We start from the raw sequence: 23171 nt of genomic DNA, 5'->3' as shown, positions 1-23171 counted from the left end.
CTTGGGGTGCTGACTGGCGTCGGCCCGCGGGGCGGACCTCCCGCCCGGCCGGGGGTGGATCGAGTGAGGCAGCCATGGACGTCGAGCGCGCTCAGGACCTGATCGGCACACCGGTGTTCGACCGCAACGGCAACCGGGTCGGGCGGGTCGGCAACGTCTACGTCGACGACGTGACGCAACAACCGGAGTGGGTCACCGTCCGGATCGGGCTGCTCGGGGTGCGGGAGACCTTCGTCCCGCTCACCGGTGCGACCACCGAGGAGAACCGGCTCGACCTCGACGTGGACAAGGACCGGGTGAAGAACGCCCCGCGCGTCGAGGCCGAGCACGGCCACCTCACCCCGGAGGAGGGCCGCGACCTCTACCACTACTACGGCGTCGACCAGGGCAGCGCCGAGCAGCCCTCGGAGTAGCGCTTGGTCCGGACGGTCGAATCGCCTTGACCCGCAGCTGATTCCAGCGACGCGGCGGCGCTCGGAACAGCACCGCTATGACGCCGGACACAGCCGCTCGGAGATGATCGCCGCTCGCCCAACCGGTCGGCGGTGCGGGACAATTCACCCGCGATGAAGAACAACAACGAGCTCGAGCTGCTGATCACCGTGGTCGTCGGGGCCGATGACGAGCGTTCGGCGCGCGCCGCCTGCCGCGACCTGGTGCAGACCGTGGGCGGCCGGGTCGTGGCCTCCGGCGACTGCTCCGACGAGGAGCCGGGCTGCTGGTCGGTCACCATCAGCCGGGACTGCGCGGAGACCGGGCAGCACGTGGCCGGGCTCTCCCGCGCGGTGCGCAACTTCCTGCGCGAGCTGGGTCCCGACTACGCCCGCCACCGGGTGGCCTGCGAGCCGCCGACGGCGTGGACCGTGGTGGACCACCCCGAGCTGGTCGGCGCCCTGGTGCGCGGCGGCGAGCGGCTGCTGGTCGAGGCGTGGGCCGGTGGCTCGCTGCTGTTCGGCCGCGCCGAGCCCGTCGACCCGGACGAACCTCCCGCGCCGACCCCGCCGGTGGTCGGCGAGCTCGACGAGCACGGCCGACCGCGGCTCCGGCTGGCGCTGGTGGTGGACGTCGTGACCGACCGCCGCGCGGGCGCGGAGTGGCCCGCGCGCGCCGTCGCCAGCCGCCTGTCCCGCACCGCCGACATCGCCGGGTACTCCGTCGAGCCGCCGGTGGTGCGGGTTTCGCTGGACCTCGGGCCCGCGGTGGGAGAACCGGCGGAGATCGTCCACGGCGCGATGTCGGTCCTCGGCGGGAACGGCTGGTCCCGCGTGTCGACCGGCGCGGGCGGCGCGACCGCCCGGTGGGCCGCGGCGCCGATGCCGCCGTCGGGCGTCGCCGCGATCGAGGTCACCGCGAACTCCACAGTGGACGCCGCCGACCGCTCCTGACCCGAGGCTCCGCGATTTCAATGAGGTTTTTCCAACCTCATTCTGAGCGACGGTGCCGGTGGCGGAACCTCAGCGCCCGCCTGGACTCCGGGGTCCCTGACCTATGTATGACCCGATACACGGCGTCAGGGCCGTCCTCTCCGGAAGGAACCCCAGAGGGGTGGGCACCGTGAACCCGCGGCGGTGCGAGTTGCGAGGGTGGGCTATGCGCCTGGCGGCGCATGCGACACCTGCCGGTCGGTGCCGTTCGCCCTTCGCAGCTGCGGTCCACCGACAGGATGCGATTTCAATGGAAATCGGAGGTCTGATTTCCATTGAAATCGCAAGGGAATGTGGAAGCCGCTCGGGTTTCGTCGCCCCCTCGGGTGATCAACGGTCCAGGTGATCACGCACCGCGATCAGGCCGTGATCAACTTCATGCCCCTGCCTGCGCCCCCGGTCGAGCGGGCAGCTAACTTGTGGACCGTTACAGCACCGCCCACCCCGGAGGACCGGACCCACATGGCAGGCGTGGAAGAAGTTCGCGCAGGCATTTCGTTGGCCAACCAGAAGATGCAGGAGGGCATCGCCGCCCTGCAACAGGCGAACCTCGTGCTGGAAGAGGCCCAATCCGCGCTCGTCTCCGCCACCCAGGGCAGCGCTCAGGAGGACATGCAGCACGCGCACGGCATGCTGGCCGAGGTGATGCAGGCGATCAACGGCGCGCAGGGCCAGATCCAGGCCACGATGTCCTCCGCCGAGGCCTACGCGGGTCGGCTGTAGCACCGTGTCCGCCCTCGAGGAGCTCGCCCAGGCGCTCGGTGTCGTCGAACAGCACCTGACCGACGCCGGTGCCCACCTGGGCACCACCCGGACGTCCCTGGGCGAGGCCGAGAAAGCGCTGGTCAAGCTCGACCCGGAGCACCCGGAGACGGTGGTGCCGCCGAGCCTGCACCGCGCGGATGACCAGATCGAGCGAGCTCAGGACATGCTCAACCAGGTCCTGAACACGCTGCGCGATTTCATCACCCGCCTGTAGAGCCTGTCCGGCGAGCTCATCTCGCGCCGCGGTGCCGGTACGCACCCAGGTGCGGAAAACCTGTTCGGCGGTTGGTTTCCGGCTCGGTGGATGCGTCAGATGGGTTCTGCCCGGTCATCTGCCGGGTGGTACGTTGATCACGGTCAGTAACTCTGCTTCCGAGGTGGGGTGTGGGTAAACGCAACGAGCGGCGGAGCCGCGTCGAAGCAGCCTTCGAGCGCCTGCGCTCCAGCATCGCCACCGCGCTCGGCGCCGCCGACAACGAGCGCGCCCGCGTCCTCGCCGAATGCGCGCAGCAGGAGTTCGCGCTCCGCATCGCGCAGGCCGGGACCGCGGCCGCGGAGCGCGACCCGCAGGAGATCGGCGACCCGGCCGACCCCGCCTTCCGGGCCGCCATGCGGGAAGCGCTGGACCAGCGCGCCGAGATCTACGCCGAGTGGACCGACGGCGGTCCGGAGCAGCTCGCGCAGCTGGTGGCCGAGGTCGCGCCCGGTTCGGCCGGGCTGCCCTGGTCGGAGTGGCTCGGCCAGGTCGGGGCGCGGGAGTCGTCCGCCCCGCCGCCCGAGCTGTGGCGCCTCGGCACCGCGATCGTGCCGGACTCGCCGGACCCGCAGCCCTTCCCCGCCGCCGTCCCGCTGCTCGACGAGTCGCACCTGCGGATCACCACCGACGGCAACCCGGAAGCGGCCGAAACCCTGGTGCAGAACCTGCTGCTGCGGCTGCTCAGCCACTTCCAGCCGGGCGCGGTGCGCCTCCACGTCTGGGACGTCGCGCAGCTGACCGGCACGCTGCCCGGGCTGTACCCGCTGACCCGCGCCGGACTGCTCACCGCGCACGACCCGACGCGGCTGGACGAGATGCTGGACGCGCTGTCCGACCACATCCGCCGGATCCACACCAGCGCGCTGCTCGGCGGGCACACCTCGCTGCGGGCGCTGGCCGACGAGAAGGGGCACCGCTCCGAGCCGTGGCGCATCGGGGTGCTGTTCGGCAACGGCGAGCCGCTGCGCGAGGAACAGCAGCAGCAGTTGCAGCGGATCGCCCGCAGCGGACCGGCCTGCGGCATCCACCTGATCGTCGTGGACCTGTCCCTGTCGGTGAACAGCGCGATCGAGTCGGTCCGGCTGATCGGCGACGACCGCGCGCGCACCAGCACCACCGGCCCGGAAGCCGTGGTGCAGCTGGACGAATCGCCCTCGCGCAACGAGGTCACCAAGGCGTGCTCGGCGATCGCGGAGGCGTTCCTGGCCCGCCGCGCGCGGGTGCGGACCTTCGAGGACCTGGTGCCGGAGCAGTACTGGGCGCACAGCTCGCGGTCCGGGCTGCAGGCGCCGGTCGGGTTCAACGAGGGCGAGCCGGTGTGGGTCACGCTCGGCGACAGCAGCCCGCACACCCTGATCGGCGGGCCGAGCGGGTCCGGCAAGACGAACTTCCTGTACGGCATGCTCGGCGGGCTCGCCGCCCGGTACTCGCCGGACGAGCTGGAGCTCTACCTGCTGGACTTCAAGGAGGGCGTGTCCTTCGCCCAGTTCACCCCGGGCAAGCGGGATCCGAGCTGGCTGCCGCACGCGCAGCTGGTCGGGGTGAACGTCAACACCGACCGCGAGTTCGGCCTGGCGCTGCTGCGTTTCCTGGCCGACGAGATGCGGCGGCGCGCGGCGGCGGCGAAGGAGCACGAGGTCACCAAGCTCGAAGAGCTGCGCGCCGAGGACCCGGGCGGCCGGTGGCCGCGGATCGTCGCGGTGATCGACGAGTTCCAGTACCTGTTCGCCGAGCGCGACAACGTCACCGCGCAGGCCACCGCGCTGCTGGAGGACGTGGCGCGGCGGGGCCGCTCGCAGGGCATCCACCTGGTGCTGGCCAGCCAGGACGTGTCCGGGATCGAGGCGTTCTGGGGCAAGCCGGCGATCTTCGAGCAGTTCATCCTGCGGATCGCGCTGCCCAAGGCGCGCCGGGTGCTGGCCGAGCAGAACCTGGCCGCGATGGAGCTGCCGCGCTGGCACGCGGTGGTCAACCACGAGTCCGGCGTCAAGCACGGCAACGAGATCGCCCGCATCCCGGACGCCACCGCGCGCAACACCTTCGACGCGCTGCAGCTGGAGCTGTGGAAGCAGCTGGACGAGTCGGCCGTGCCACCGCGCCTGTTCGACGGCTCGATCCTGCCCGCGCTGTCCACTCTGGACGACTACCGGCAGCTGTCCGCACCGGTGTCCACGCCGAAGGTGCTGCTCGGCCAGATCATCGACGTGGCCGGGACCGCCGCCGCGGTCCGCCTGAGCCGCTCGCCGGGGCGCAACATCGCGGTGATCGGCTCGGTCCGGGTGGACGCGGTGAGCGTGCTCGGGGCGGCGGCGCTCTCCCTCGCGCGCCAGCACGTTCCGGGTGACATCAAGTTCACGATCGCGGGTCTGCTGGACGACGTCGATGACGACGTCCGGCGCGTCTTCGACGAGCTGCGCGCGACCGGCCACGATGTCGACCTCGTCGGGCTGGACGGCATCGCGGAGGCGCTGTCCGCGGCGGCCACCTCGATCGACGGCCGGTCCGGCGCCGACGTGCCGCACTGCCTGGTGCTCTACGCGGCGGACGCGGCGCAGACGACCTTGGAGCGCAAGGAGCCGGGACACCCCAGCGGCCTGGACAACCTGCGGAAGATCCTCAAGCAGGGCCCGGAATCCCGGGTGCACGTGATCGGCTGGTGGCGCAGCGTCCAGCGGGTGAAGAACACGCTCGGCATGGGCCCGGTGGACGACATCGGCGCGTGGGTGGCCTTCGACGTGCACGGCCAGGAGCTGGCCACCTTCGCCGCCGGGCAGGTGGTCAGCTGGTCGCCGCGGGCCCGGCGAGGCCTCTTCTTCGACCGAGCGGTGCACTCCCGCCCCGAGGTGATCCTCCCGTTCGACCTCGGCGAACCGGACACCCCGCAGGTCCCGCAGCAGCGAGCCGCCGAGCACGTCGAGGTCTGGGAGGAAGCCGGTGACTGACCAGGTTCCGGCGTCGATCCGGTACAAGGAGCTGACCGCCCTGGCGACCACCGCGGCCCAACAGCTCCGCAAGCACGAGCGAGCCCGAGCGGCCGAGCTCGGCGAAGCGGTCGCAGCAAGCCAACAGCGCAAGGACGAGGCGGAGGAACGGCGCCAGCAGGTCGTCGAAGACGTCCGAGTGCGCTGGAAGGCCGCGATGGAAGCCCTCTGGGACGAGCGCTGGATGCAGGTCAAGGGCATGCCCGAACCCGACCGCTCGGCCCCGCCCGCAACCCCGGAGGAGTCCCGCCGAGACCTCCAGGACGCGTTCATGGACCTCTACAACGCCCTGGAGAAACCCCGCTTCGGCGCAGGCCTCCTCCCCCGCCGCAAGAAGTCCTCCTGATTTCTGCTCAACGACCGGGTTTTTCGCGTCCGAACCACTTCTGCAGCTGGTCGCGCAGGTCCTGCTGGTCGTCGCCGACCCACGCCACGTGGCCGTCCGGGCGCAGCAGGACGGCGGGGACGTCGAGCTCGTCGCTGACGTCCACGACGTGGTCGACGCGGTCCGCGGCCCCGGGGCCGTGGACATCAGCTCGACCTGCGCGCGGGTGTTGGTCAGCACGTCGGCGGCCACCGGGTGCCGTTCGGCGTGGTAGCTGTCCAGCAGCCCCTCCGGCGCCCAGCCGTCGATCTCGGCGGCCAGCTTCCAGCCCAGGTTGACCGCGTCCTGGACGCCGAGGTTGAGGCCCTGCCCGCCGGTCGGCGGGTGGACGTGCGCCGCGTCGCCCGCCAGCAGCGCGCGGCCGGGCCACGGCTTGTCGATCCCGGCGAAGTAGCCACTCCTCACGTGCTTCCGGCCCCGCGCGAGGAAGCGGTCCAGCAGACCGCGCTGGTCCATCAGCTCGATGCTGCGCACGTGCAGGCCGCCCGCGCGGACGATCTCGGACGGCACCACGTCCCGCTCCAGCACGACCACGTCCACGTCGTGCAGTCGCAGTTCGGCGGCCAGCGTCGATCCGGTCGGCCCAGCGCCGACCACGATCACGTCGATCATTCGCAGAACACCCCGTCCGAGGAGAGCCGGTCCAGGCACCGCACCCCGGCCCTCGAATGCTCCTGCGGTTTCGAGGGCGCGGGTTTTCGCTGGTCCTGGCTTCGGACGAGGATTATGCGGCACGCCAGGGGTCTTGCCGCAAGCCCCGTGGCGCGCTATACCTTGAAAAGGGCGGGGAGAATTCCGCGTTCTCCGTCCTGATTGGACGCCTCAGTCCCCCAGCAACGACTCCGCGATGGCCTTGGCCCGGTGGGCCGGGGCTGCTGTGCGCTCGCGGAGGGCCGTGACGTTGGCGCCGTCGATCAGGAGCATCAGCTGCTCCGCCAGCTCGCGGTGCCGCGCTTTCCCCTCCGCCGCCAGGAGACCGTCCAGGTAGTCGATGACCTTCTCCTTGTGCTCGGCTGCGACCTGGTGCGCCGGGCTGCTCGGGTCGGCCATCTCCACCATCGTGTTGATCGAGGCGCAGCCCCGGAAGTCCTCGGCCTCGAAGCGGTCGGCGAGCGCGTCGAACACCGCCAGCGCGTTGCCGCCGCGGGCTTCGACCGCCTCCGCCAGCCAGGTGCGGAAGCGCTCGTCGTAGCCGCGCAGCATGGTCACCACCAGGTCGTCCTTGCTGGTGAAGTGCCGGTAGAACGAGGCGCGGCCGACCCCGGAGACGGCGACCAGGCGTTCGACGCCGACCGCCCGGATGCCCTCGCCGTAGAAGAGCTGCTCCGCGGCCTCGACGAGGCGTTCCCGAGCACGTGTGGCCATGCCGACACGGTATCCCACCTTGCGCCAAAACGGAAACGATCGGTACCGTCCACCAACATGGAAACGATCGGTACCGTTTTGGGGAGTCCCGTTGACCACGACCGCTGAACCCGCCACCCGCGTCCCGTTCCGGGTGGCGGTGCTGGCGCTGGGCACCTTCGCAGTGGGCACCGACGCCTTCGTCGTCGCCGGGGTGCTGCCCGAGATCTCGACCGACCTCGGCGTCGGCATCGCCCAAGCGGGCCAGCTGGTGACCGTCTTCGCCATCGCCTACGCCGTGCTCTCCCCGATCCTCGCGACGCTCACCGGCACCTGGTCGCGGCGCGCCGTCCTGCTCACCGCGCTCGCCGTCTTCGTGCTCGGCAACATCGCCACCGCGCTCGCGCCGAGCTACGCCGCCGTGCTGGCCACGCGGGTGATCGCCGCCGCCGGGGCGTCGATGTTCACCCCGATCGCCGGGGCCGCCGCCGCCTCGCTGGCCCCGGAATCCCAACGGGCGCGCGCGATCTCGCTGGTCGTCCTGGGCCTGACCGTCTCGACCGCGCTCGGCGTCCCGCTGGGCACGCTGCTCGGGTCGGTCACCAGCTGGCGCGGCACGATGTGGTTCGTGGCCGCGCTCGGCGCCGCCGCCGGGGTCGGGGTCGCCCTGCTGCTCCCGACCATCCCGGCACCGCCCGCGGCGGGCCTGCGCGAACGCCTCGCCCCGCTGCGCAACGGGAAGATCACCGCGATCCTGCTGACCACGGTCGCGTTCTTCATCGGCATCTTCATCGTGAACACCTACATCAGCGTGATCGTCAAGCCCGCCACCGGCGACGACGGCGCGCTGCTCGCGGTGCTGCTGTTCCTGTCCGGCGTCGCGGGCACCGTCGGCAACCTCGTCAGCGGCGGTTGGACCGACAGGTTCGGCGCGCGGCGGGTGATCGCGGTCGCGATGGTGCTCGCCCTCGTCAACTGCCTGCTGATGCCCATCACCGCGGAGACGATGGTCGGCGCCGTCCCCGCGGTGCTGCTGTTCGGGCTGACCGCGTGGAGCGTGACCGTGCCGCAGCAGCACCGGCTGATCGAAGCCGCGCCCTCGGCGACCTCGCTGGTCATCTCGCTCAACGCTTCCGGCGGATACCTGGGGTCATCGCTGGCCGGGGTGATCGGCGCCGCCGCCCTGGAGGTCTCCCCCACCGCGCTGCCGCTGGTGGCGGCGGTGTTCATCGTCATCGGCCTGGCCGCGTCGGAGCTGGCGCAGCGGATCGGAGCGCGCTCATGACCTCCGCGGTGGACACCGCCCCGAGCCGGTGGGCGGTCCCGGTGCTCGGCTTCGGCACCTTCGCCGTGGGCACCTGCGAGTTCCTGCTCGCCGGACTGTTGCCGCAGCTCAGCAATGCCCTTGGCGTGTCGATCGGCACCGCCGGGCAGGTGGTCACCGCGTTCGCGCTGACCTGCGCCCTGCTCGCACCGGTGCTCGCGACCGCCACCGCGAGCTGGCCGCGGCGCCGGGTGCTGCTGCTCGCGACCGGCGTCCACCTGCTCGGCAACGTCGCGACCGCGCTCGCGCCGTCGTTCCCGCTGGTGGTCGCCTCGCAGGTGGTCGCGGCGGCGGGCGCCGGGCTGTTCGTGCCGACCGCCGCGGTCACCGCCTCCGCCCTGGTCCCGAAGGACCGGCGCGGGCGGGCGATCGCCGCCGTGACAACGGGTTTCACCGCTGCCACCGCGATGGGCGCGCCGCTGGGCACCGCGCTGGGGGCGGTGTTCGGCTGGCGGGTCACGATGTGGTTCGTCGCCGGGCTGGCGGTGCTGGGCCTGCTCGGGGTCGCCCGGCTGGTCCCGGCCCGGGTCGCGACCCCGGCGGTGGAGGGGCTGCGCCAGCGGCTGGCCCCGCTCGCCGACCGGCGGGTGCTGGTGGTGCTGGCGACCACGCTCATCGCGTTCACCGCCGTCTACCTGCCCTACACCTACATCGGCGCGGTGTTCGGCCCGGCGACGGGCGGCAGCGGGGTCCGGCTCGCGGTGCTGATGTTCCTGCTGGGGGTCATCGGCACCGTCGGCAACTACCTCGCCGGGATGCTCGCCGACCGGTTCGGCAGCGGCCGGGTGGTGGCCTTCGCGCTGGTCTGGCTGGTGGTCGGCCTGCTGGTGCTGCCGCTGACCACCGGCGAGTTCGGCTGGGCGGTGGCCGAGATCGCGTTCTACGGCATCGCCGCCTTCGCGATCACCACCCCGCAGCAGCACCGCCTGATCACCCTGGCGCCGGAGTCGGCCCCGGTCCTGGTGTCGCTCAACGCCGCGATCCTCTACCTGGCGATCGCGCTCTCCGGCGTCCTCGGCGCGGCGGGCATCGCCTGGTGGGGCCCGCAGCTGCTCGGCCCGATCGCGGCCGCCTTCGCGGCCACCGCCCTCCTCCTGTCCACCCGAACCCGCTGACCGGTGCGGCGAAGTCATCCGACCGGTGGAGACCTTCCGCGATTTCAATGGAAATCAGACCTCCGATTTCCATTGAGGTTTTTCCAACCTCGTTCTGCGTGGCGGTGCCGGTGGCGGAACCTCAGCGCCCGCCTGGACTCCGGGTGCCCTGACTTGTGTATGACCAATACACGGCGTCAGGGCCGTCCTCGCCAGGCGAACGCTGAGAACCCGCGGCGGTGCGAGCTGCGAGGGTGGGCTATGCGCCTAACGGCGCATGCGACACCTGCCGACCGGTGCAGTTCGCCCTTCGCAGCTGCGGTCCACGGGCAGGATGAAAAAGGCTCATTGAAATCGCGTGGTCCCCGCCGGGCGACGCGGGGTGAGCGCGTGGTCCGGTCCGGTGGTGAGCATGCTGCACGTCACGGGAAATTCACTTCCCGGCACCACCCCGGCCGGGCACCATCGGTGCATGCGAGAGCTCCGTTCCGCCACCGATGTCGGCAACGCCACCGATGACCTGCTGGTCCGCTGGGCCGCGCAGGCGCTGGTCGCGGGCTACCCGCACCCCGGCGGGGCCGCTTGGCAGCACCGCAGCGCGGTCGCGGTGCACGCGCCGAAGCTCAGCCGCAACGACCGCGTGGTCTTCAGCGGTTCGGCCGACGACTGTGCCGAACTGCTCGCCGAGGTGCTGCCGACGCTGCGCGGCGAGAAGCTGCGCCCGCTGGCCCGGACCGCGCTGGCGCACCGGGTCGCCAACCGCCTGGGCCTGGAGGTGCGGGCGACGTTCGGCTGGATGGAGCTGTCCGCGGCACCGCCGACCGCGCCGACGCCGAACGCCGGGTGGCTCGACGACGACCAGGCCGTCGAGAGCCTGCTGCGCAAGGCGAACCCGCGCGCGTACCTGTTCCCCGACGACCCCGGGGCCCGCCGCTGGGCGGGCATCCGGGGGACCGACGGGACGGTGCTCTCGGTGGGCGGCGACTGCTGGGCGGCGCCGGGCGTGCGCTTCATCTCCGGCGTCGCCACCCACCCCGACCACCGCGGTGCGGGGCTGGCCGCGGAGGTCTGCGCGTTCCTGACCCGCGAGCTCGCCCGCGAGGGGGACGTGGCGCTGATGGTCGATGCGGACAACGAGCCCGCGCTCAAGGTGTACCGCAGGCTCGGCTACCGCTACCACTCGGTCAGCGCGCTGGCCGGATGAGCTTGCCGGGGTTGAGGATCCCGGTCGGGTCCACCGCCTGCTTGGCCGCGGCCAGCACCGATTCGCCGACCTCGCCGATCTCGTCGACCAGCCACGGCAGGTGGTCGGCGCCGACGGCGTGGTGGTGGCTGATGGTGCCGCGCCCGGCGATGGCGTCCGACGCCGCCTGCTTGGCCCGCTGCCACTGACCGAGCGGGTCCTGCGCGCTGCGCGTCGCCAGGACCGTGAAGTACAGCGAGGCACCGGTCTCGTAGGCGTGCGAGATGTGACACATCACGATCGGCTTCTTGCCGCCGGACCGCAGGCTGCGCACCAGCGCGTTGCGGACCGCGGAGCGCAGCTCGCTGATCCCGGTCCAGTGCGTCGCGGTCTCCAGCGTCTCCACGCACACCCCGCGGTCCAGCAGCGCGTCGCGCTGGCGGGGCCCGGAGAACCGGTGCGACCGCCAGGACTCGCCGACGGCGCGGCCCAGCCGCACCGCCCGCGTGCCGCGCAGCACCCGCAGGGTCGCCTTGCGGCGCTGGTCGAGCTCCGCCCGCGAGCCCGCGTCCCAGCCCAGGACGAGCAGGCATGGCTGGCGGATCCCCCTGCTGCGCAGCAGGAACTGCAGGGCCTTGACCTTCAGCGCCCCGGCCAGCTCGAACTGCACCTCGGTCTCGTCCACATCGGACAGCCGGGTCACGTCGGCGAGCACGCGGTTCTGCGCGAGCGCCTGCACCGCGTCGACCCCGCCCTGCCAGCCGTCGACCACGAACGCCTCGTAGCGGCTGCGCACCGGCACCGGCCGGACCCGCACCGCCACTTCGGTGATCACGCCGAGCGCGCCCTCGCTGCCGACCGCGAGCTGGCGCAGGTCGGGGCCCGCCGCCGACGCCGGGGCGACGCCGAGCCGCCACTCCCCGGCCGGGGTGGCCAGCCGGACCCCGGCCACCATGTCCTCGAAGCGGCCGTAGCCGGAGGAGGCCTGCCCGGCGGACCGGGTGGCGGCGAACCCGCCGATGGTGGCCCGCTCGAAGGACTGCGGGAAGTGCCCGAGCGTGAAACCCTGCGCGGCCAGCAGCGATTCGGCCTCGACCGCGCGCATCCCCGCCTGCAGCACGGCGATCCGCGAGCTCGGGTCGAGCGAGACCAGCCGGTCCAGGCGGGCGAGGTCCAGCGACACCACCGCGTCCTTGGACCCGCGCAACGCGTCGACGCCGCCGACCACCGAGGTGCCGCCGCCGAACGGGACCACCGCGACGTCGTGCCGCACGCAGATCTCCAGAACGGCCTGCACCATCTCGGGGTCGGCGGGCAGCAGCACGGCGTCCGGCACCGCGAGCTCGGCGGCGCTGCGGCGGCGCATCAGGTCGGTGTAGGACATGCCGCCCGCGCGTCCCAGCCTCGCGGCGGGGTCGGTCAGCACGTGCTCCGCGCCGAGCAGCGCCACGAGCTCCTCGCGGGCCGCGTCCGGCAGGGCGCTGTCCGGGACCTCCAGCAGCGACGCCGGGACGGCCGGGGTCGTGGTCTCGGCGAGCCCGATGCGCGCCCGCAACCAGCGCAGAGCTCGGGGGGACAACGGCGCGGCGGAGGCCCCCGATGGGGTCCAGGTGCCGCGCAGGGTGTGTTCGATCAGCCCGCTCACCAGTACAGTGTTACACATGACGTCGCAATGTCACAGCGACTCGCACGGCACGCGAGCGCGCTCCGCCCCGAACCGGGTCGGCGATGCCGAGCTGCTGCGCGCGGCCCGGGAGTGCGTGCTCGCCCACGGCGTGCGGCGGACCACGCTGACCGAGATCGCCCGCCGCGCCGGGGTCAGCCGGATGACCCTGTACCGCCGGTTCCCGGACGTCGACAGCGTGGTCACCGCGCTGATGACCGTGGAGTTCGGCGAGATCCTGCACCTGGCGCGCGCGGCGGAGCGGACCGGCAACGTCCGGCAGCGGCTGGTCAGCGCGACCGTCCACGGCGTGCAGCTGCTGCAGACCGCACCGCTGCTGCAACGCGTCCTGGAAGCCGACGCCGAACTGCTGCTCCCCTACCTCGTGCAGCGGTTGGGCAGCACGCAGCTGGCCGCCGAGGGATTCCTCCGCGAGTACCTCGTCGCGGGTCACGCGGACGGCTCGATCCGGCCCGGCGACCCGGCGGTCCAGGCGCGGTCGCTGCTGCTGCTCGTGCAGTCGTTCGTCGTCACCGCCGGGCCCGCCACCAGCGACATCAGCGCCGACGCCCTCACCGCGGAACTCACCAAGCTCCTCGACGGAGCCCTCCGCCCGGAGCCCGCCGATGCCTGACCTCCGCCCGGCAATCCCGCAGTTTCAATTGAAACTGCGGACCACCGATCTCCCGCCGAACCACTCGGAGTTGCGATGATCACCACACCGTTGCCCGCCGGTTCGCTGCGCGCGACCTCGCTGAACGCCGCGCGCCGGGCCGCCGATCTGTCCGAAGTGGCCGAGACCGAGCTCGACCTGCTGGTGGTCGGCGGCGGGGTCACCGGGGCCGGGACCGCGCTCGACGCCGCCGCCCGCGGGCTGTCCGTCGCGCTGGTCGAGGCCGAGGACCTCGCCTGGGGAACCTCCCGCTGGTCCAGCAAGCTCGTGCACGGAGGCCTCCGCTACCTCGCGCACGGCGACGTGGCGTTGGCGCACGAGAGCGCCGTCGAGCGCAACGTGCTGATGACCCGCACCGCGCCGCACCTGGTGCGCACTATGCCGCAGCTGATCCCCCTGCACCGCAACGTCTCCCGCCGCTCCGAGCTGGTGCTGACTGCGGGCCTGCACGCGGGTGACGCGCTGCGCCGCGCCGCGCGCACACCGTCGGACGTCCTCCCGCCACCCAGGCGCATCCCCACCCCGGAAGCCCTCGCCCTGGTGCCGGGACTGCGCACCACCGGGCTGCGCGGCGGGCTGCTCGGCTACGACGGCCAGCTGATCGACGACGCGCGGCTCGTCGTCGCGCTGGCGCGCACCGCGGCGGGCTTCGGCGCGCGCGTGCTCACGCACGTGCGCGCGCAGCAGCTCGACGGCAACGGCGCCGACGTCGTGGACCAGCGCACCGGCGAGTCGCTGCGGATCCGCGCCCGCTCGGTGGTCAACGCGGCCGGGGTCTGGGCGGGCGAGCTCTCGCCGGACGTCAAGCTGCGGCCGTCGCGCGGATCGCACCTGGTGGTCGACGCCGACGCGGCGGGCATCGCCGGAACAGCGCTGGTCGCGCCGATGCCGGGCACCTCCGGCCGGTTCCTCCTGCTGCTGCCGCAGGCGGACGGCCGCGCCCTGCTCGGGCTGACCGACGAGCCGGTGCCCGGGCCGATCCCGTCGGTGCCCGAGGTCCCGGAGCCCGATGTGGACTTCCTGCTGGCCGGGGTCCGCGACGTCCTCGGCCAACCGCTGGGGCGCGAGCACGTGCTCGGTTCCTTCGCCGGGTTGCGCCCGCTGCTGGAGCAGGCGCGGCGCAAGGAGTCGGCCGACCTGTCCCGCAAGCACGCCGTGCTGACCTCGCCGGAGGGCGTGGTGACGGTGGTCGGCGGCAAGCTCACCACCTACCGGAAGATGGCCGCCGAAGCCGTCGACGCCGCGGTGCGCGCGGGCGGCCTGTCCGCCGGGCCGTCCAAGACCTCCGCCGTCGCGCTGGTCGGCGCTGCGCCCCGGCGCCACCTGACCGATGTGGAGGCCCCGGCCCGCCTGATCGCGAAGTACGGCACCGAGGCCGCGCGCCTCGCCGCGCTGGCGGAGTTCGACCCGGACCTGGCGGAACCCGTCGCCGAGGGCACCTCGCTCACCGCTGCCGAAGTGCTGTGGGCGGTGCGGCACGAAGGTGCGCTCGACGCCGACGACGTCCTGGACCGGCGCAGCCGGATCGGCCTGAACCCCGCCGAGCGAGCAACAGCACAGCCCGCAGTCGCCGAACTCGTGGGCCGAGCGCTGGAAGGTGTGCTGAAGTAGACGCACTGGGGGACGGCTGAGCATCTGCGAACGCAGTTTGGTTCTCGTCTTTGAAGCGGCGCAGCCGCTTGGCCCACCCTCGCAGCTGGCACCGCCGCGGGTTCACGGTGCCCACCCCGCTGGGGTTCCTTCCGGCGAGGACGGCCCTGACGCCGTGTATTGGACATGCACAAGTCAGGGCACCCGCAGCCAGGCGGGCGCTGAGGTTCCGCCACCGGCACCGCCAGGCAAGACGAGCTCGTCAGACAGAGAAGGGGGCGATCGGTGACTGATCGCGTGCTGGAGGTCGATCGGATCTCCAAACGCTACGGCGATGTCACGGCGCTGCAGGAGATGACGTTCAGCGTTCGCGCGGGCGAGATGTTCGGCTTCGTCGGCAGCAACGGCGCCGGGAAGACCACCACGATGCGGATCGCCCTCGGCGTGCTGGCGGCCGATTCCGGCCAGGTGCGCTGGAACGGAGCGCCGCTGGACCTCACCACCCGTCGCCGCATCGGCTACATGCCGGAGGAGCGCGGCCTGTACCCCAAGATGAAGGTCGCGGAGCAGCTCGCCTACCTCGGCGAGCTGCACGGCATGTCCGCCGCCGACGCCCGGGCCGCCGCGACGCGCTGGACCGAGCGGCTCGGCCTGGCCGAGCGCCGCGACGAGGAGGTGCAGAAGCTCAGCCTCGGCAACCAGCAGCGGGTGCAGCTGGCCGCCGCGCTGGTGCACGACCCGGAGGTGCTGATCCTCGACGAGCCGTTCTCCGGGCTGGACCCGGTCGCGGTCGACGTGATGAGCGCGGTGCTGCGGGAGAAGTGCGACTCCGGGGCGCCGGTGGTGTTCTCCAGCCACCAGCTCGACCTGGTGCAGCGGCTGTGCGACCGCGTCGGCATCGTCCGCAGTGGACGGATGGTGGCCACCGGCACGGTCGCCGAGCTGCGCGACCAGGGGCCGGTGACGCTGGTCGTCGACGCGCCCGACGCCGCGCCCGGCTGGGCCGACGACGTGCCCGGCGCGCAGGTCGTGTCGGTCGACGGCAGCCGCACCACCCTCCAGCTGGCCGAGGACGCCGACGACCAGGCGGTGCTGAAGGCCGCGCTGGTCACCGGTCCGGTCCGGGAGTTCTCCCGGCACCGGCCCAGCCTCACCGAGCTGTTCCGCAACGTCGTCACCGAGGAGGCCGCCGGATGAGCCCCTTCTGGTTGGTCGCCCGCCGCGAGATCCGCACCCGGGTGCGCACCCGCGGATTCGTCATCGGCACCCTCGCCATCATCGCGATCATGGGCGGGTACGCCGCGCTGATGGCGTTCATCGGCCAGCAGGCCAGCACCACCAAGCTCGGCGTCGCGCCGGAGGTGGCGGCCATCGGCGAACCGCTGCGGGCGGCGGGCTCGGCCTACGGCCAGTCGTTCCAGATCAGCACCGTGCCGGTCCCGGCGGGTGAGCAGCAGGTGCGCGACGGCGACCTGGACGCGCTGGTCACCGGCACGCCCGAGGAGCCGCGCCTGGTCGTCAAGCGGTCGCCGGACAGCTCGGTCGAGGCCGCGCTGAACGCGATCGTGCAGCAGCAGGTGCTGGACACCGAGCTCGCGCGCTCCGGCTTGGACCCCGCCGCGGTCCGGGCGGCGGCCGGGAACGCCCACGTCGCCGTCACCAGCCTGGAGATCGACGACCCGCACCGCGGGGAGCGGATCGGGCTGGCCATCGCGGCCGGGATCGTGCTCTACATGTTCCTGATCATGGGCGGGCAGATGATCGCGCAGGGCGTGGTGGAGGAGAAGTCCAGCCGCGTCGTCGAGCTGCTGCTGTCCACCATCAAACCGGCCCAGCTGCTCGCCGGGAAGGTGGTCGGCATCGGCCTGACGAACCTGCTGCAGCTGGTGGTGATCGCCGGGGCGGCGCTGGCCGCGGCGGGCTTCGGCGGGGTGCTGACGCTGCCGTCGGCGGCGCTGACCAGCACGCTGGTGTGGGCGCTGGTGTGGTTCCTGCTCGGCTTCTTCACCTACGCGACGGTGCTCGCCGCGGCGGCCTCGCTGGTGTCCCGCCAGGAGGACCTGCAGAACGTGATCAGCCCGGTGATCATGCTGCTGGTGGTGCCGTTCGTCATCGGCGTCTCGCTGCTGCCGGGCTCGCCGGACAACGCCCTGGCCGGGATCCTGTCGATGGTCCCGGGCTTCTCCCCGACGCTGATGCCGATGCGGATCGCCCTCGGCGTGGCGGCCCCGTGGGAGATCGCGGTGTCGCTGGTCCTGAGCGCCCTGGCCTTCGCGCTGCTGCTCCGCCTCGGCGGCCGCATCTACTCCAACGCGGTGCTCCGCACGGGCTCCCGCGTCAAGCTCCGCGACGCCCTCCGCGCCGCCTGAGCAGGACAGCAAAAGGCCCGTGAGCACTTCGTAGCGATGTCACACCACGAAGTTGTTCACGGGCCTTGATCCCGCGCCACCGATGCAGGAGCGGCGAACCGAGCTCAGCGCGGCCCCACCGTCAGGCGGCGGTAAGCAGCTATCGCGACGGGCGACCGGCGCCGATCGCAAGGTGTCGCATGCGCCGCCAGGCGCATAGCCCGCCCTCGCAGCTTGCACCGCCGCGGGTTCTCAGAGGTTTTCTCGCGAGGACAGCCCGTTTGCCGTGTATTGGTCATACGCAAAAACGGGATCCCGCAGCGAGAAAGCCTCTGAGGTTCCGCTACCGGCACCGCCGTGCAAGGCGACCACGTGCCCCCTAAAAAGGATTCAGGTTTCGATTCAGCGCTCGTTGATCGGCTGGTAGGCGCGCTCCGGGGAACCGGTGTACACCTGCCGCGGGCGGCTGATCTTGCGGGCCGGGTCCTCCAGCATCTCCCGCCAGTGCGCGATCCAGCCGGGCAGCCGGCCGAGCGCGAACAGGACGGTGAAGTACTTCGTCGGGAAGCCCATGGCCTTGTAGATCAGGCCGGTGTAGAAGTCGACGTTCGGGTAGAGCTTGCGCTCGATGAAGTAGTCGTCGGCGAGCGCCTTCTCCTCCAGCTTCAGCGCGATGTCCAGCAGCGGGTCGTTCGCACCCAGCTTGCCGAGCACCTCGTCGGCGGTCTTCTTGATGATCGCCGCGCGCGGGTCGTAGTTCTTGTAGACCCGGTGGCCGAAGCCCATCAGCCGGACGCCGGGCTCCTTGTTCTTGACCCGGTTGACGAACGAGTCGACGTCGCCGCCGTTGGCCTGGATGCCCTCGAGCATCTCCAGCACCGCGCTGTTCGCGCCGCCGTGCAGCGGGCCGAACAGGGCGTTGATGCCCGCCGAGATGCTGGCGAACAGGTTGGTCTCGGCCGAGCCGACCATCCGCACGGTCGAGGTCGAGCAGTTCTGCTCGTGGTCGGCGTGCAGGATGAACAGCAGGTCCAGGGCGCGGGCCAGGGTGGGGTCGACCTCGTAGGGCTCGGCGGGGAAGCCGAAGGTCATCCGGAGGAAGTTCTCCACCAGGCCCAGCGAGTTGTCCGGGTACAGGAAGGGCTGGCCGACCGACTTCTTGTAGGCGTAGGCCGCGATGGTGGGCAGCTTGGCCAGCAGCCGGACGGTGGACAGCTCCACCTGGTCCTTGTCGAAGGGGTTGAGGCTGTCCTGGTAGAAGGTGGACAGCGCGGACACCGCGGAGGACAGCACCGGCATCGGGTGCGCGTCGCGCGGGAAGCCGTCGAAGAACTGCTTGAGGTCTTCGTGCAGCAGGGTGTGCCGCCGGATCCGGTCGGCGAAGTCGTCGTACTGCTGCTGGGTGGGCAGCTCGCCGTAGATCAGCAGGTAGCTGACCTCGATGAAGTTCGACTTGGCCGCCAGCTCCTCGATCGGGTAGCCGCGGTAGCGGAGGATACCGGCGTCACCGTCGATGTAGGTGATGTCGGAAAGGCAGGCCGCCGTATTGACGAAGCCCGGGTCCAACGTCACCAAACCGGTCTGGGCCAACAACTTGCCGAGGTCCACGCCAGGCGCACCCTCGGTCGGCTGCGTCACCTGCATCTCGTGCTCGCCGGCGTCATAGCGCAGCGCGACGGTACGTTTGGCGGTCACGTCGTCGGGCATTCGGGAACCTCTCGCGCTCGTCGGGGTGCGTGTGGTGACGACCGCGGGTGCCCGGCCGAGCGGCAGGGCTGCGTGTGTCGCCCGCGCGCGGCCCGGGGTGTCCGAACCGCCGCAGCACCACCCCGTTGGGGTCCTGTCAGTAGTCACGCTAGACCGCAGTGGGCCCCCGGCGCAGCAATCGCGTTTCGGCTTTTTGGCAGGTGGGACCACGATCACATCACATCGGGCGGCTTTCGCCGGAGATTTTTCGACGCTCCGGAGCCGGACGGGCCGGTCATAGTGACCAACCGGGCCATCCGGACGGCGCAGCGGCGGTTCGGCCGACCGGATGGTGGGCGGTTGAGCTCACAGGGTGTCCTCGGGCACGTCCGCCCAGTTCAATCGGTCGGCAGCTCGCCGATCCACGGCGGTTCGGCGCCCGGCCGGGACACGGTGATCGCGGCGGCGGCCGCGGCGAACCGCAGCGCCCGCTCCCACTGCTCGCGGTCGAGCCCGCGCACGCCCGCGGCGGAGAGCGCGTCGTTGCGGTGCAGCCACGCCAGCAGCGCGGCCTGCACGGTGTCGCCCGCGCCGATGGTGTCGGCCACCTCCACTCGTTCACCCGGCACGGTGACCTCGCCGTCGGCGGTCACCGCGGTCAGCCCGTCCGCGCCGCGGGTCAGCACCACCGCGGCCGGGCCCTGGCGCTGCCAGTCGCGGGCCGCGGCGAGCACGTCGCCGCCGTCGGCGAGCCATTCGGCGTCGTCGTCGGAGACCTTCAGCAGCCCCACCGAGGGCAGCCAGGAGCGGAACCGGGCCCGGTAGGCGTCGGCGTCGGTGATCAGGTCGGCGCGGATGTTCGGGTCCAGCGCGATGAACCGGCCGCGCCCGGCTTCCCGGAACAGCGCCTCCTCGTACACCGAGGCGCCGGGTTCCAGCACCATGCCGAGGGTGCCCAGGCAGAGCGCGGTGGTGCGCTCGGGCAGCTCCCGCGCGGTGACGAAGCGGGTCGCGGTGCCCTCGGTGTGGAAGCTGTACCGCGCCGAGCCGTCCTCGGCGAGCCCGACGACGGCGAGCGTCGTCGGCTCCGGGCCGCGCTGCACCAGCTCGACGTCGACGTCGGAGGCCAGCAGCCGCTCGACCAGCTTGTCCCCGAACTGGTCGGTGGACACCTTGGCGTAGAACGCGGCCGGGACGCCGAGCCGCCCCAGGGCGATGGCCACGTTGTACGGCCCGCCGCCCAGCAGCGGGTGCAGCGGCCCGAGCTCGCCCTCCCCCGTGGCGGGGTCCGGGACGAGGTCGACCAGGGCCTCACCGCCGATGACGATCACTTCTCCTCCTCGGTTCTCTCCGGCGCGGCGGCGAGTCCGCCGAGCAGGAACTGCGAGAGCTCGGCGAACGCGGCCGCGTCCGAGAGCCCGGTCCGCTCGCCGATCTCACCGCGCTGGATGCCTGCGATGGCGTGGCCGACCAGCTCGCCGACGAATCCCGCGTGCACCTCCCGGAACACGCCCTGCCGCACGCCCTCGCCGATGAAGCCGCGGATGCGGTCGGCGGCGGCGTGCGCGTTGGCCTCGTAGGTGGCGCGGGTGGACAGGTTGGCGGCCATGTCGTCGATGAACTCCCGGGACGCCGGGCGCAGCGCTTCCGCCGCGGCGTCCAGGTAGACCCGGACCTTCTCCCGCACGTCGGGGACCGCTTCGACCCGCTGCTCGATGCTCCGGGTCGCACACTTGAAGTAGTGCGCCACCACGCGGACGGCGAGCTGCTCCTTGCTGCTGGCCAGCGTGTACAGCGTCGACTTCGAGCAGTGCAGCCGGGCCACCAGGTCGTCGAGCGTGAAGTGCGCGAACCCTTCCGCGAGGAACAGGTCGCGCAGCTGGTCCAGCAGCTCGGCCCGCCGCGCGTTGGCCGGTCGGCGGCTTTGGGAGGTGGTCATCGCTGGAAGCCTGCCACAGGGCTCTCGGGTGGTTGTGCGGGTTCTCCCCCGCTGAGACTTCCACAGTACTGAAGTACGTCCTACAGTACTGGCGACAGTACTACCGGCAGTTGTCACACCGGCATCAGGAGCGCGATCCGCCATGTCCGTCCAACGCCTGCTCCCCACCCCCGAGGCCACCGATCTGCTCGCGCTGACCAGGGAGATCGCCCGCGACGAGCTCGCCGCGCGCGCCGCTGGTGACGAGGCCGCGGAGAAGTTCCCGCGCGACGTCTTCCGCCTGCTCGGCGAGTCGGGCTTCCTCGGCCTGCCCTACGCCGAGGAGCACGGCGGCGGCGCGCAGCCGTACGAGGTCTACCTCCAGGTGCTGGAGGAGCTGAGCAGCGCGTGGATGACCGTCGGCGTCGGCCTGTCGGTGCACACCATGAGCTGCTTCCCGCTGGCCCACTTCGGCACCCCGGAACAGCGCTCCCGCTGGCTGCCGGACATGCTCGGCGGCGACCTGCTCGGCGCCTACGCGCTCTCCGAGCCGCACGCGGGTTCTGACGCGGCCTCGCTGAGCACGCGTGCTGTGCGCGAGGAGGACGCCTACGCCGTCACCGGCGCCAAGGCGTGGATCACGCACGGCAACGTCGCGGACTTCTACACGCTCATGGCCCGCACCTCCGACGACGGCCCGCGCGGCATCAGCTGCTTCCTCGTCGACGGATCGACCTCGGGGCTCTCGGCAGGCCCGCCGGAGCACAAGATGGGCCTGACCGGCTCGCCCACCACGCCGCTGTACTTCGAGGACGCCCGGGTCCCCGCGGACCGGCTCATCGGCGAGGAGGGCGACGGCCTGAAGATCGCGCTCTGCGCCCTGGACTCCGGTCGGCTGGGCATCGCCGCCTGCGCGGTCGGACTGGCCCAGGCCGCCCTGGACCTGGCGGTGGACTACGCCAAGCAGCGGACCCAGTTCGGGCGGCCGATCATCGAGTTCCAGGGCCTGGAGTTCCTGCTCGCCGACATGGCGGCGGCGGTGCAGTCGGCCCGCGCGAGCTACCTCGACGGGGCCCGCCGCCGCGACGCGGGCCTGCCCTTCGGCCAGCAGGCGTCGGTGGCGAAGCTGGTGGCGACGGACGCGGCGATGAAGGTGACCACCGACGCCGTCCAGGTCCTCGGCGGAGCGGGCTACACCAGGGACTTCCCGGCGGAGCGCTACATGCGCGAGGCCAAGATCCTCCAGATCTTCGAGGGCACCAACCAGATCCAGCGCATGCTCATCGCCCGAGGCTTGAAGCAGGGATCGGCCTGAGGTGGGGAGCCCGCCTCACGTTGCGCAGGCGGCCCGTGAGCACCTTCTGGTGCCATAGCCCCACCACATGCTCACGGGACCGCACCAGGCAAAACCTGATCGCAGTCCGGGCACCGGCTCAGACCGGGCTGAGGCCCCAGTGGGCGATCCAGGTCTCGCCGGGGTGGAGGGTCAGCAGGTCGGTGCCGGTGTTGAGGGCGTTCGGCGGGCAGGTCATCGGTTCGATCGCGATCGCGCGGCCGCGCCCGGGGAAGTCGTCGGGCGTGTAGACCTGCACCCACTTGAACACCGGGTCCGCCCACAGCTGGACGCCGCTGCCGTCCGGACCGGTGAGGGTGTGCCGGACGAACTCGTCGCCGGGCGCCGGGGCCGCGCCGCCGAAGGCGGTGTCCAGCAGCAGCCCGGCCAGCGGGCGCCCGGTGCGGAAGTCGAGCTCGTCGCCCTGCAGCGCGCGCGGCGGGCGCACCGGGACCATCCGGTCGGCGTCCACCGGCAGCAGCGTCGACGCCGACAGCCGGAGCGAGCAGTCGTCGGTCGCCGCAGCACCCGCGCGCGGGTACGGGTGCACGCCGAGCCCGAAGGGCGTGGCCCGCGACCCCAGGTTCTCCATCGTGTGCGTCACGGTGAGCCCGCCAGCACCCACGGAGTAGCCGACCGACGTCAGCAGCGGCACCGGCCACCCCGGCTGCGCGGCCACCATCGCCTGCAGGACCACTGTGGACTCGGCGTGCTCGACCACGGTCCACGCGGTGTGCCGCAGCAGGCCGTGGATCGCGTTGTGCCGCGCGGGTTCGGTCAGCGGGAGCTGCTGCGGTTCCCCGTCGAGCACCCACTGCCCGTCCGCCACGCGGTTCGGCCAGGGCACCAGCACCGCACCCGCGCCGCCCGGCGGCAGCCGGTCCGGGTCGTAGGTCTCGACGTGCGGCACCCCGTCGACGTCGAAGGCCCGCAGGGCCGCCCCCACCTCGGTGACCACAGCGCGCATCGGACCGGACGAGATCTCGAACTGCCGACCGGTCGCGGGAACAGGTTCGTGCACCAGGCCACCTTAGAGCCTGTCGGCGAAGCCGTCCTCGCTTGTGCAAGCGGCGCCAGCCGCTTCGAGTAGTCATGCAGGGTGACCACCGGCGGGTTCTGAGCGGTTTCCCGGCGAGGACGGCCCCTCCGCCGTGCATTGGACATACATCAGGAGGGGCACCCGCAGTCCGGGGACGCGCTCAGG

Annotated in this window: 20 protein-coding genes and 2 pseudogenes; 14 read left to right on the top strand and 8 right to left on the bottom strand. The window is 72.1% G+C overall.

The genetic code is table 11. From position 1 onward, the window contains the following. Positions 1-74: 74 nt before the first annotated feature. The 6 genes from F1721_RS03225 (at position 75) to F1721_RS03200 (ending at position 5772) form a co-directional block, all read left to right on the top strand. Positions 75-413 carry a PRC-barrel domain-containing protein gene (locus tag F1721_RS03225; protein WP_150065038.1) on the top strand — a complete coding sequence of 113 codons (339 nt, stop codon included), beginning with the start codon at positions 75-77 and terminating at the stop codon, positions 411-413. A 153-nt stretch (positions 414-566) separates the two neighbouring features. Further along, the gene (locus F1721_RS03220; protein ID WP_150065037.1) at positions 567-1385 is read left to right on the top strand and encodes a hypothetical protein; all 819 of its coding nucleotides are present in this window, start codon (positions 567-569) and stop codon (positions 1383-1385) included. A gap of 501 nt (positions 1386-1886) precedes the next feature. After that, the gene (locus tag F1721_RS03215; protein ID WP_150065520.1) at positions 1887-2147 is read left to right on the top strand and encodes a hypothetical protein; all 261 of its coding nucleotides are present in this window, start codon (positions 1887-1889) and stop codon (positions 2145-2147) included. A gap of 4 nt (positions 2148-2151) precedes the next feature. Continuing rightward, complete coding sequence (locus tag F1721_RS03210) at positions 2152-2403, top strand: hypothetical protein (protein WP_150065036.1); 252 nt, start codon at positions 2152-2154, stop codon at positions 2401-2403. 170 nt (positions 2404-2573) lie between these two features. Continuing rightward, positions 2574-5387: an FtsK/SpoIIIE domain-containing protein gene (locus F1721_RS03205; protein ID WP_150065035.1), complete on the top strand. Its 2814-nt coding sequence runs from the start codon at positions 2574-2576 to the stop codon at positions 5385-5387. After that, positions 5380-5772 carry a hypothetical protein gene (locus tag F1721_RS03200; protein WP_150065034.1) on the top strand — a complete coding sequence of 131 codons (393 nt, stop codon included), beginning with the start codon at positions 5380-5382 and terminating at the stop codon, positions 5770-5772. The genes F1721_RS03205 and F1721_RS03200 overlap by 8 nt, the downstream gene beginning before the upstream one ends. Before the next feature lie 7 nt (positions 5773-5779). Here the strand turns inward: F1721_RS03200 and F1721_RS35580 are convergent. The 3 genes and pseudogenes from F1721_RS35580 to F1721_RS03190 form a co-directional block, all read right to left on the bottom strand. Beyond that, positions 5780-6174 (bottom strand): annotated as a pseudogene (locus tag F1721_RS35580) (FAD-dependent monooxygenase); the annotation flags it as partial. Between the two features lie 78 nt (positions 6175-6252). Then, positions 6253-6423, bottom strand: a pseudogene (locus F1721_RS35575) (FAD-dependent oxidoreductase); the annotation flags it as partial. Between the two features lie 210 nt (positions 6424-6633). Then, the gene (locus F1721_RS03190; RefSeq protein WP_150065033.1) at positions 6634-7176 is read right to left on the bottom strand and encodes a TetR/AcrR family transcriptional regulator; all 543 of its coding nucleotides are present in this window, start codon (positions 7174-7176) and stop codon (positions 6634-6636) included. Positions 7177-7267: 91 nt separating this feature from the next. Here F1721_RS03190 and F1721_RS03185 point away from each other — a divergent pair, with 91 nt between their 5' ends. The 3 genes from F1721_RS03185 (at position 7268) to F1721_RS03175 (ending at position 10777) form a co-directional block, all read left to right on the top strand. Then, the gene (locus tag F1721_RS03185) at positions 7268-8440 is read left to right on the top strand and encodes an MFS transporter (RefSeq protein ID WP_211840314.1); all 1173 of its coding nucleotides are present in this window, start codon (positions 7268-7270) and stop codon (positions 8438-8440) included. Next, the gene (locus tag F1721_RS03180) at positions 8437-9594 is read left to right on the top strand and encodes an MFS transporter (protein WP_150065031.1); all 1158 of its coding nucleotides are present in this window, start codon (positions 8437-8439) and stop codon (positions 9592-9594) included. Before F1721_RS03185 ends, F1721_RS03180 begins: the two co-directional genes overlap by 4 nt. Positions 9595-10045: 451 nt before the next feature. Continuing rightward, a complete protein-coding gene (locus F1721_RS03175) occupies positions 10046-10777 on the top strand; it encodes a GNAT family N-acetyltransferase (RefSeq protein WP_170301338.1) in 732 nt (243 codons plus the stop codon). Here F1721_RS03175 and F1721_RS03170 read toward each other — a convergent pair. Next, positions 10758-12401, bottom strand: coding sequence for an FAD-binding oxidoreductase (locus F1721_RS03170; protein ID WP_150065029.1), 1644 nt, complete (start codon positions 12399-12401; stop codon positions 10758-10760). The genes F1721_RS03175 and F1721_RS03170 overlap by 20 nt on opposite strands. A 16-nt stretch (positions 12402-12417) precedes the next feature. Here F1721_RS03170 and F1721_RS03165 point away from each other — a divergent pair, with 16 nt between their 5' ends. The 4 genes from F1721_RS03165 to F1721_RS03150 all read left to right on the top strand — a co-directional run bounded on the left by F1721_RS03165 (position 12418) and on the right by F1721_RS03150 (position 17051). Beyond that, positions 12418-13053: a TetR/AcrR family transcriptional regulator gene (locus F1721_RS03165; protein ID WP_150065028.1), complete on the top strand. Its 636-nt coding sequence runs from the start codon at positions 12418-12420 to the stop codon at positions 13051-13053. 75 nt (positions 13054-13128) lie between these two features. Next, positions 13129-14703 (top strand): glycerol-3-phosphate dehydrogenase/oxidase, encoded by a 1575-nt coding sequence (locus F1721_RS03160; RefSeq protein WP_150065027.1) that lies wholly within the window; start codon positions 13129-13131, stop codon positions 14701-14703. A 264-nt stretch (positions 14704-14967) separates the two neighbouring features. Further along, positions 14968-15879, top strand: coding sequence for an ABC transporter ATP-binding protein (locus F1721_RS03155; RefSeq protein ID WP_246154143.1), 912 nt, complete (start codon positions 14968-14970; stop codon positions 15877-15879). Then, positions 15876-17051, top strand: coding sequence for an ABC transporter permease (locus tag F1721_RS03150; protein ID WP_150065026.1), 1176 nt, complete (start codon positions 15876-15878; stop codon positions 17049-17051). Before F1721_RS03155 ends, F1721_RS03150 begins: the two co-directional genes overlap by 4 nt. Positions 17052-17432: 381 nt before the next feature. On the opposite strand, the gene F1721_RS03145 is transcribed toward F1721_RS03150, so the two are convergent. From F1721_RS03145 to F1721_RS03135, 3 genes are all read right to left on the bottom strand, one after another. Then, positions 17433-18737, bottom strand: a complete 1305-nt coding sequence (locus F1721_RS03145) for a citrate synthase (RefSeq protein ID WP_150065025.1) — start codon at positions 18735-18737, stop codon at positions 17433-17435. Positions 18738-19114: 377 nt separating this feature from the next. After that, positions 19115-20047: a carbohydrate kinase family protein gene (locus tag F1721_RS03140; RefSeq protein WP_150065024.1), complete on the bottom strand. Its 933-nt coding sequence runs from the start codon at positions 20045-20047 to the stop codon at positions 19115-19117. Beyond that, on the bottom strand, positions 20044-20655 hold the full coding sequence (locus tag F1721_RS03135; protein WP_150065023.1) for a TetR/AcrR family transcriptional regulator: 612 nt from the start codon (positions 20653-20655) through the stop codon (positions 20044-20046). Before F1721_RS03135 ends, F1721_RS03140 begins: the two co-directional genes overlap by 4 nt. 142 nt (positions 20656-20797) lie before the next feature. On the opposite strand from F1721_RS03135, the gene F1721_RS03130 reads away from it, so the two are divergent. Beyond that, positions 20798-21949, top strand: a complete 1152-nt coding sequence (locus F1721_RS03130; protein ID WP_150065022.1) for an acyl-CoA dehydrogenase family protein — start codon at positions 20798-20800, stop codon at positions 21947-21949. A 118-nt stretch (positions 21950-22067) separates the two neighbouring features. On the opposite strand, the gene F1721_RS03125 is transcribed toward F1721_RS03130, so the two are convergent. After that, positions 22068-22988 (bottom strand): aldose 1-epimerase family protein, encoded by a 921-nt coding sequence (locus tag F1721_RS03125; protein WP_150065021.1) that lies wholly within the window; start codon positions 22986-22988, stop codon positions 22068-22070. Positions 22989-23171: the final 183 nt, after the last annotated feature.

The sequence above is a fragment of the Saccharopolyspora hirsuta genome (assembly GCF_008630535.1).
In the GTDB taxonomy this organism is placed as follows: Bacteria; Actinomycetota; Actinomycetes; order Mycobacteriales; family Pseudonocardiaceae; genus Saccharopolyspora; species Saccharopolyspora hirsuta.
The sequence above is the reverse complement of the archived record's forward strand: the minus strand, read 5'-3'. Positions and strand labels throughout refer to the sequence as shown.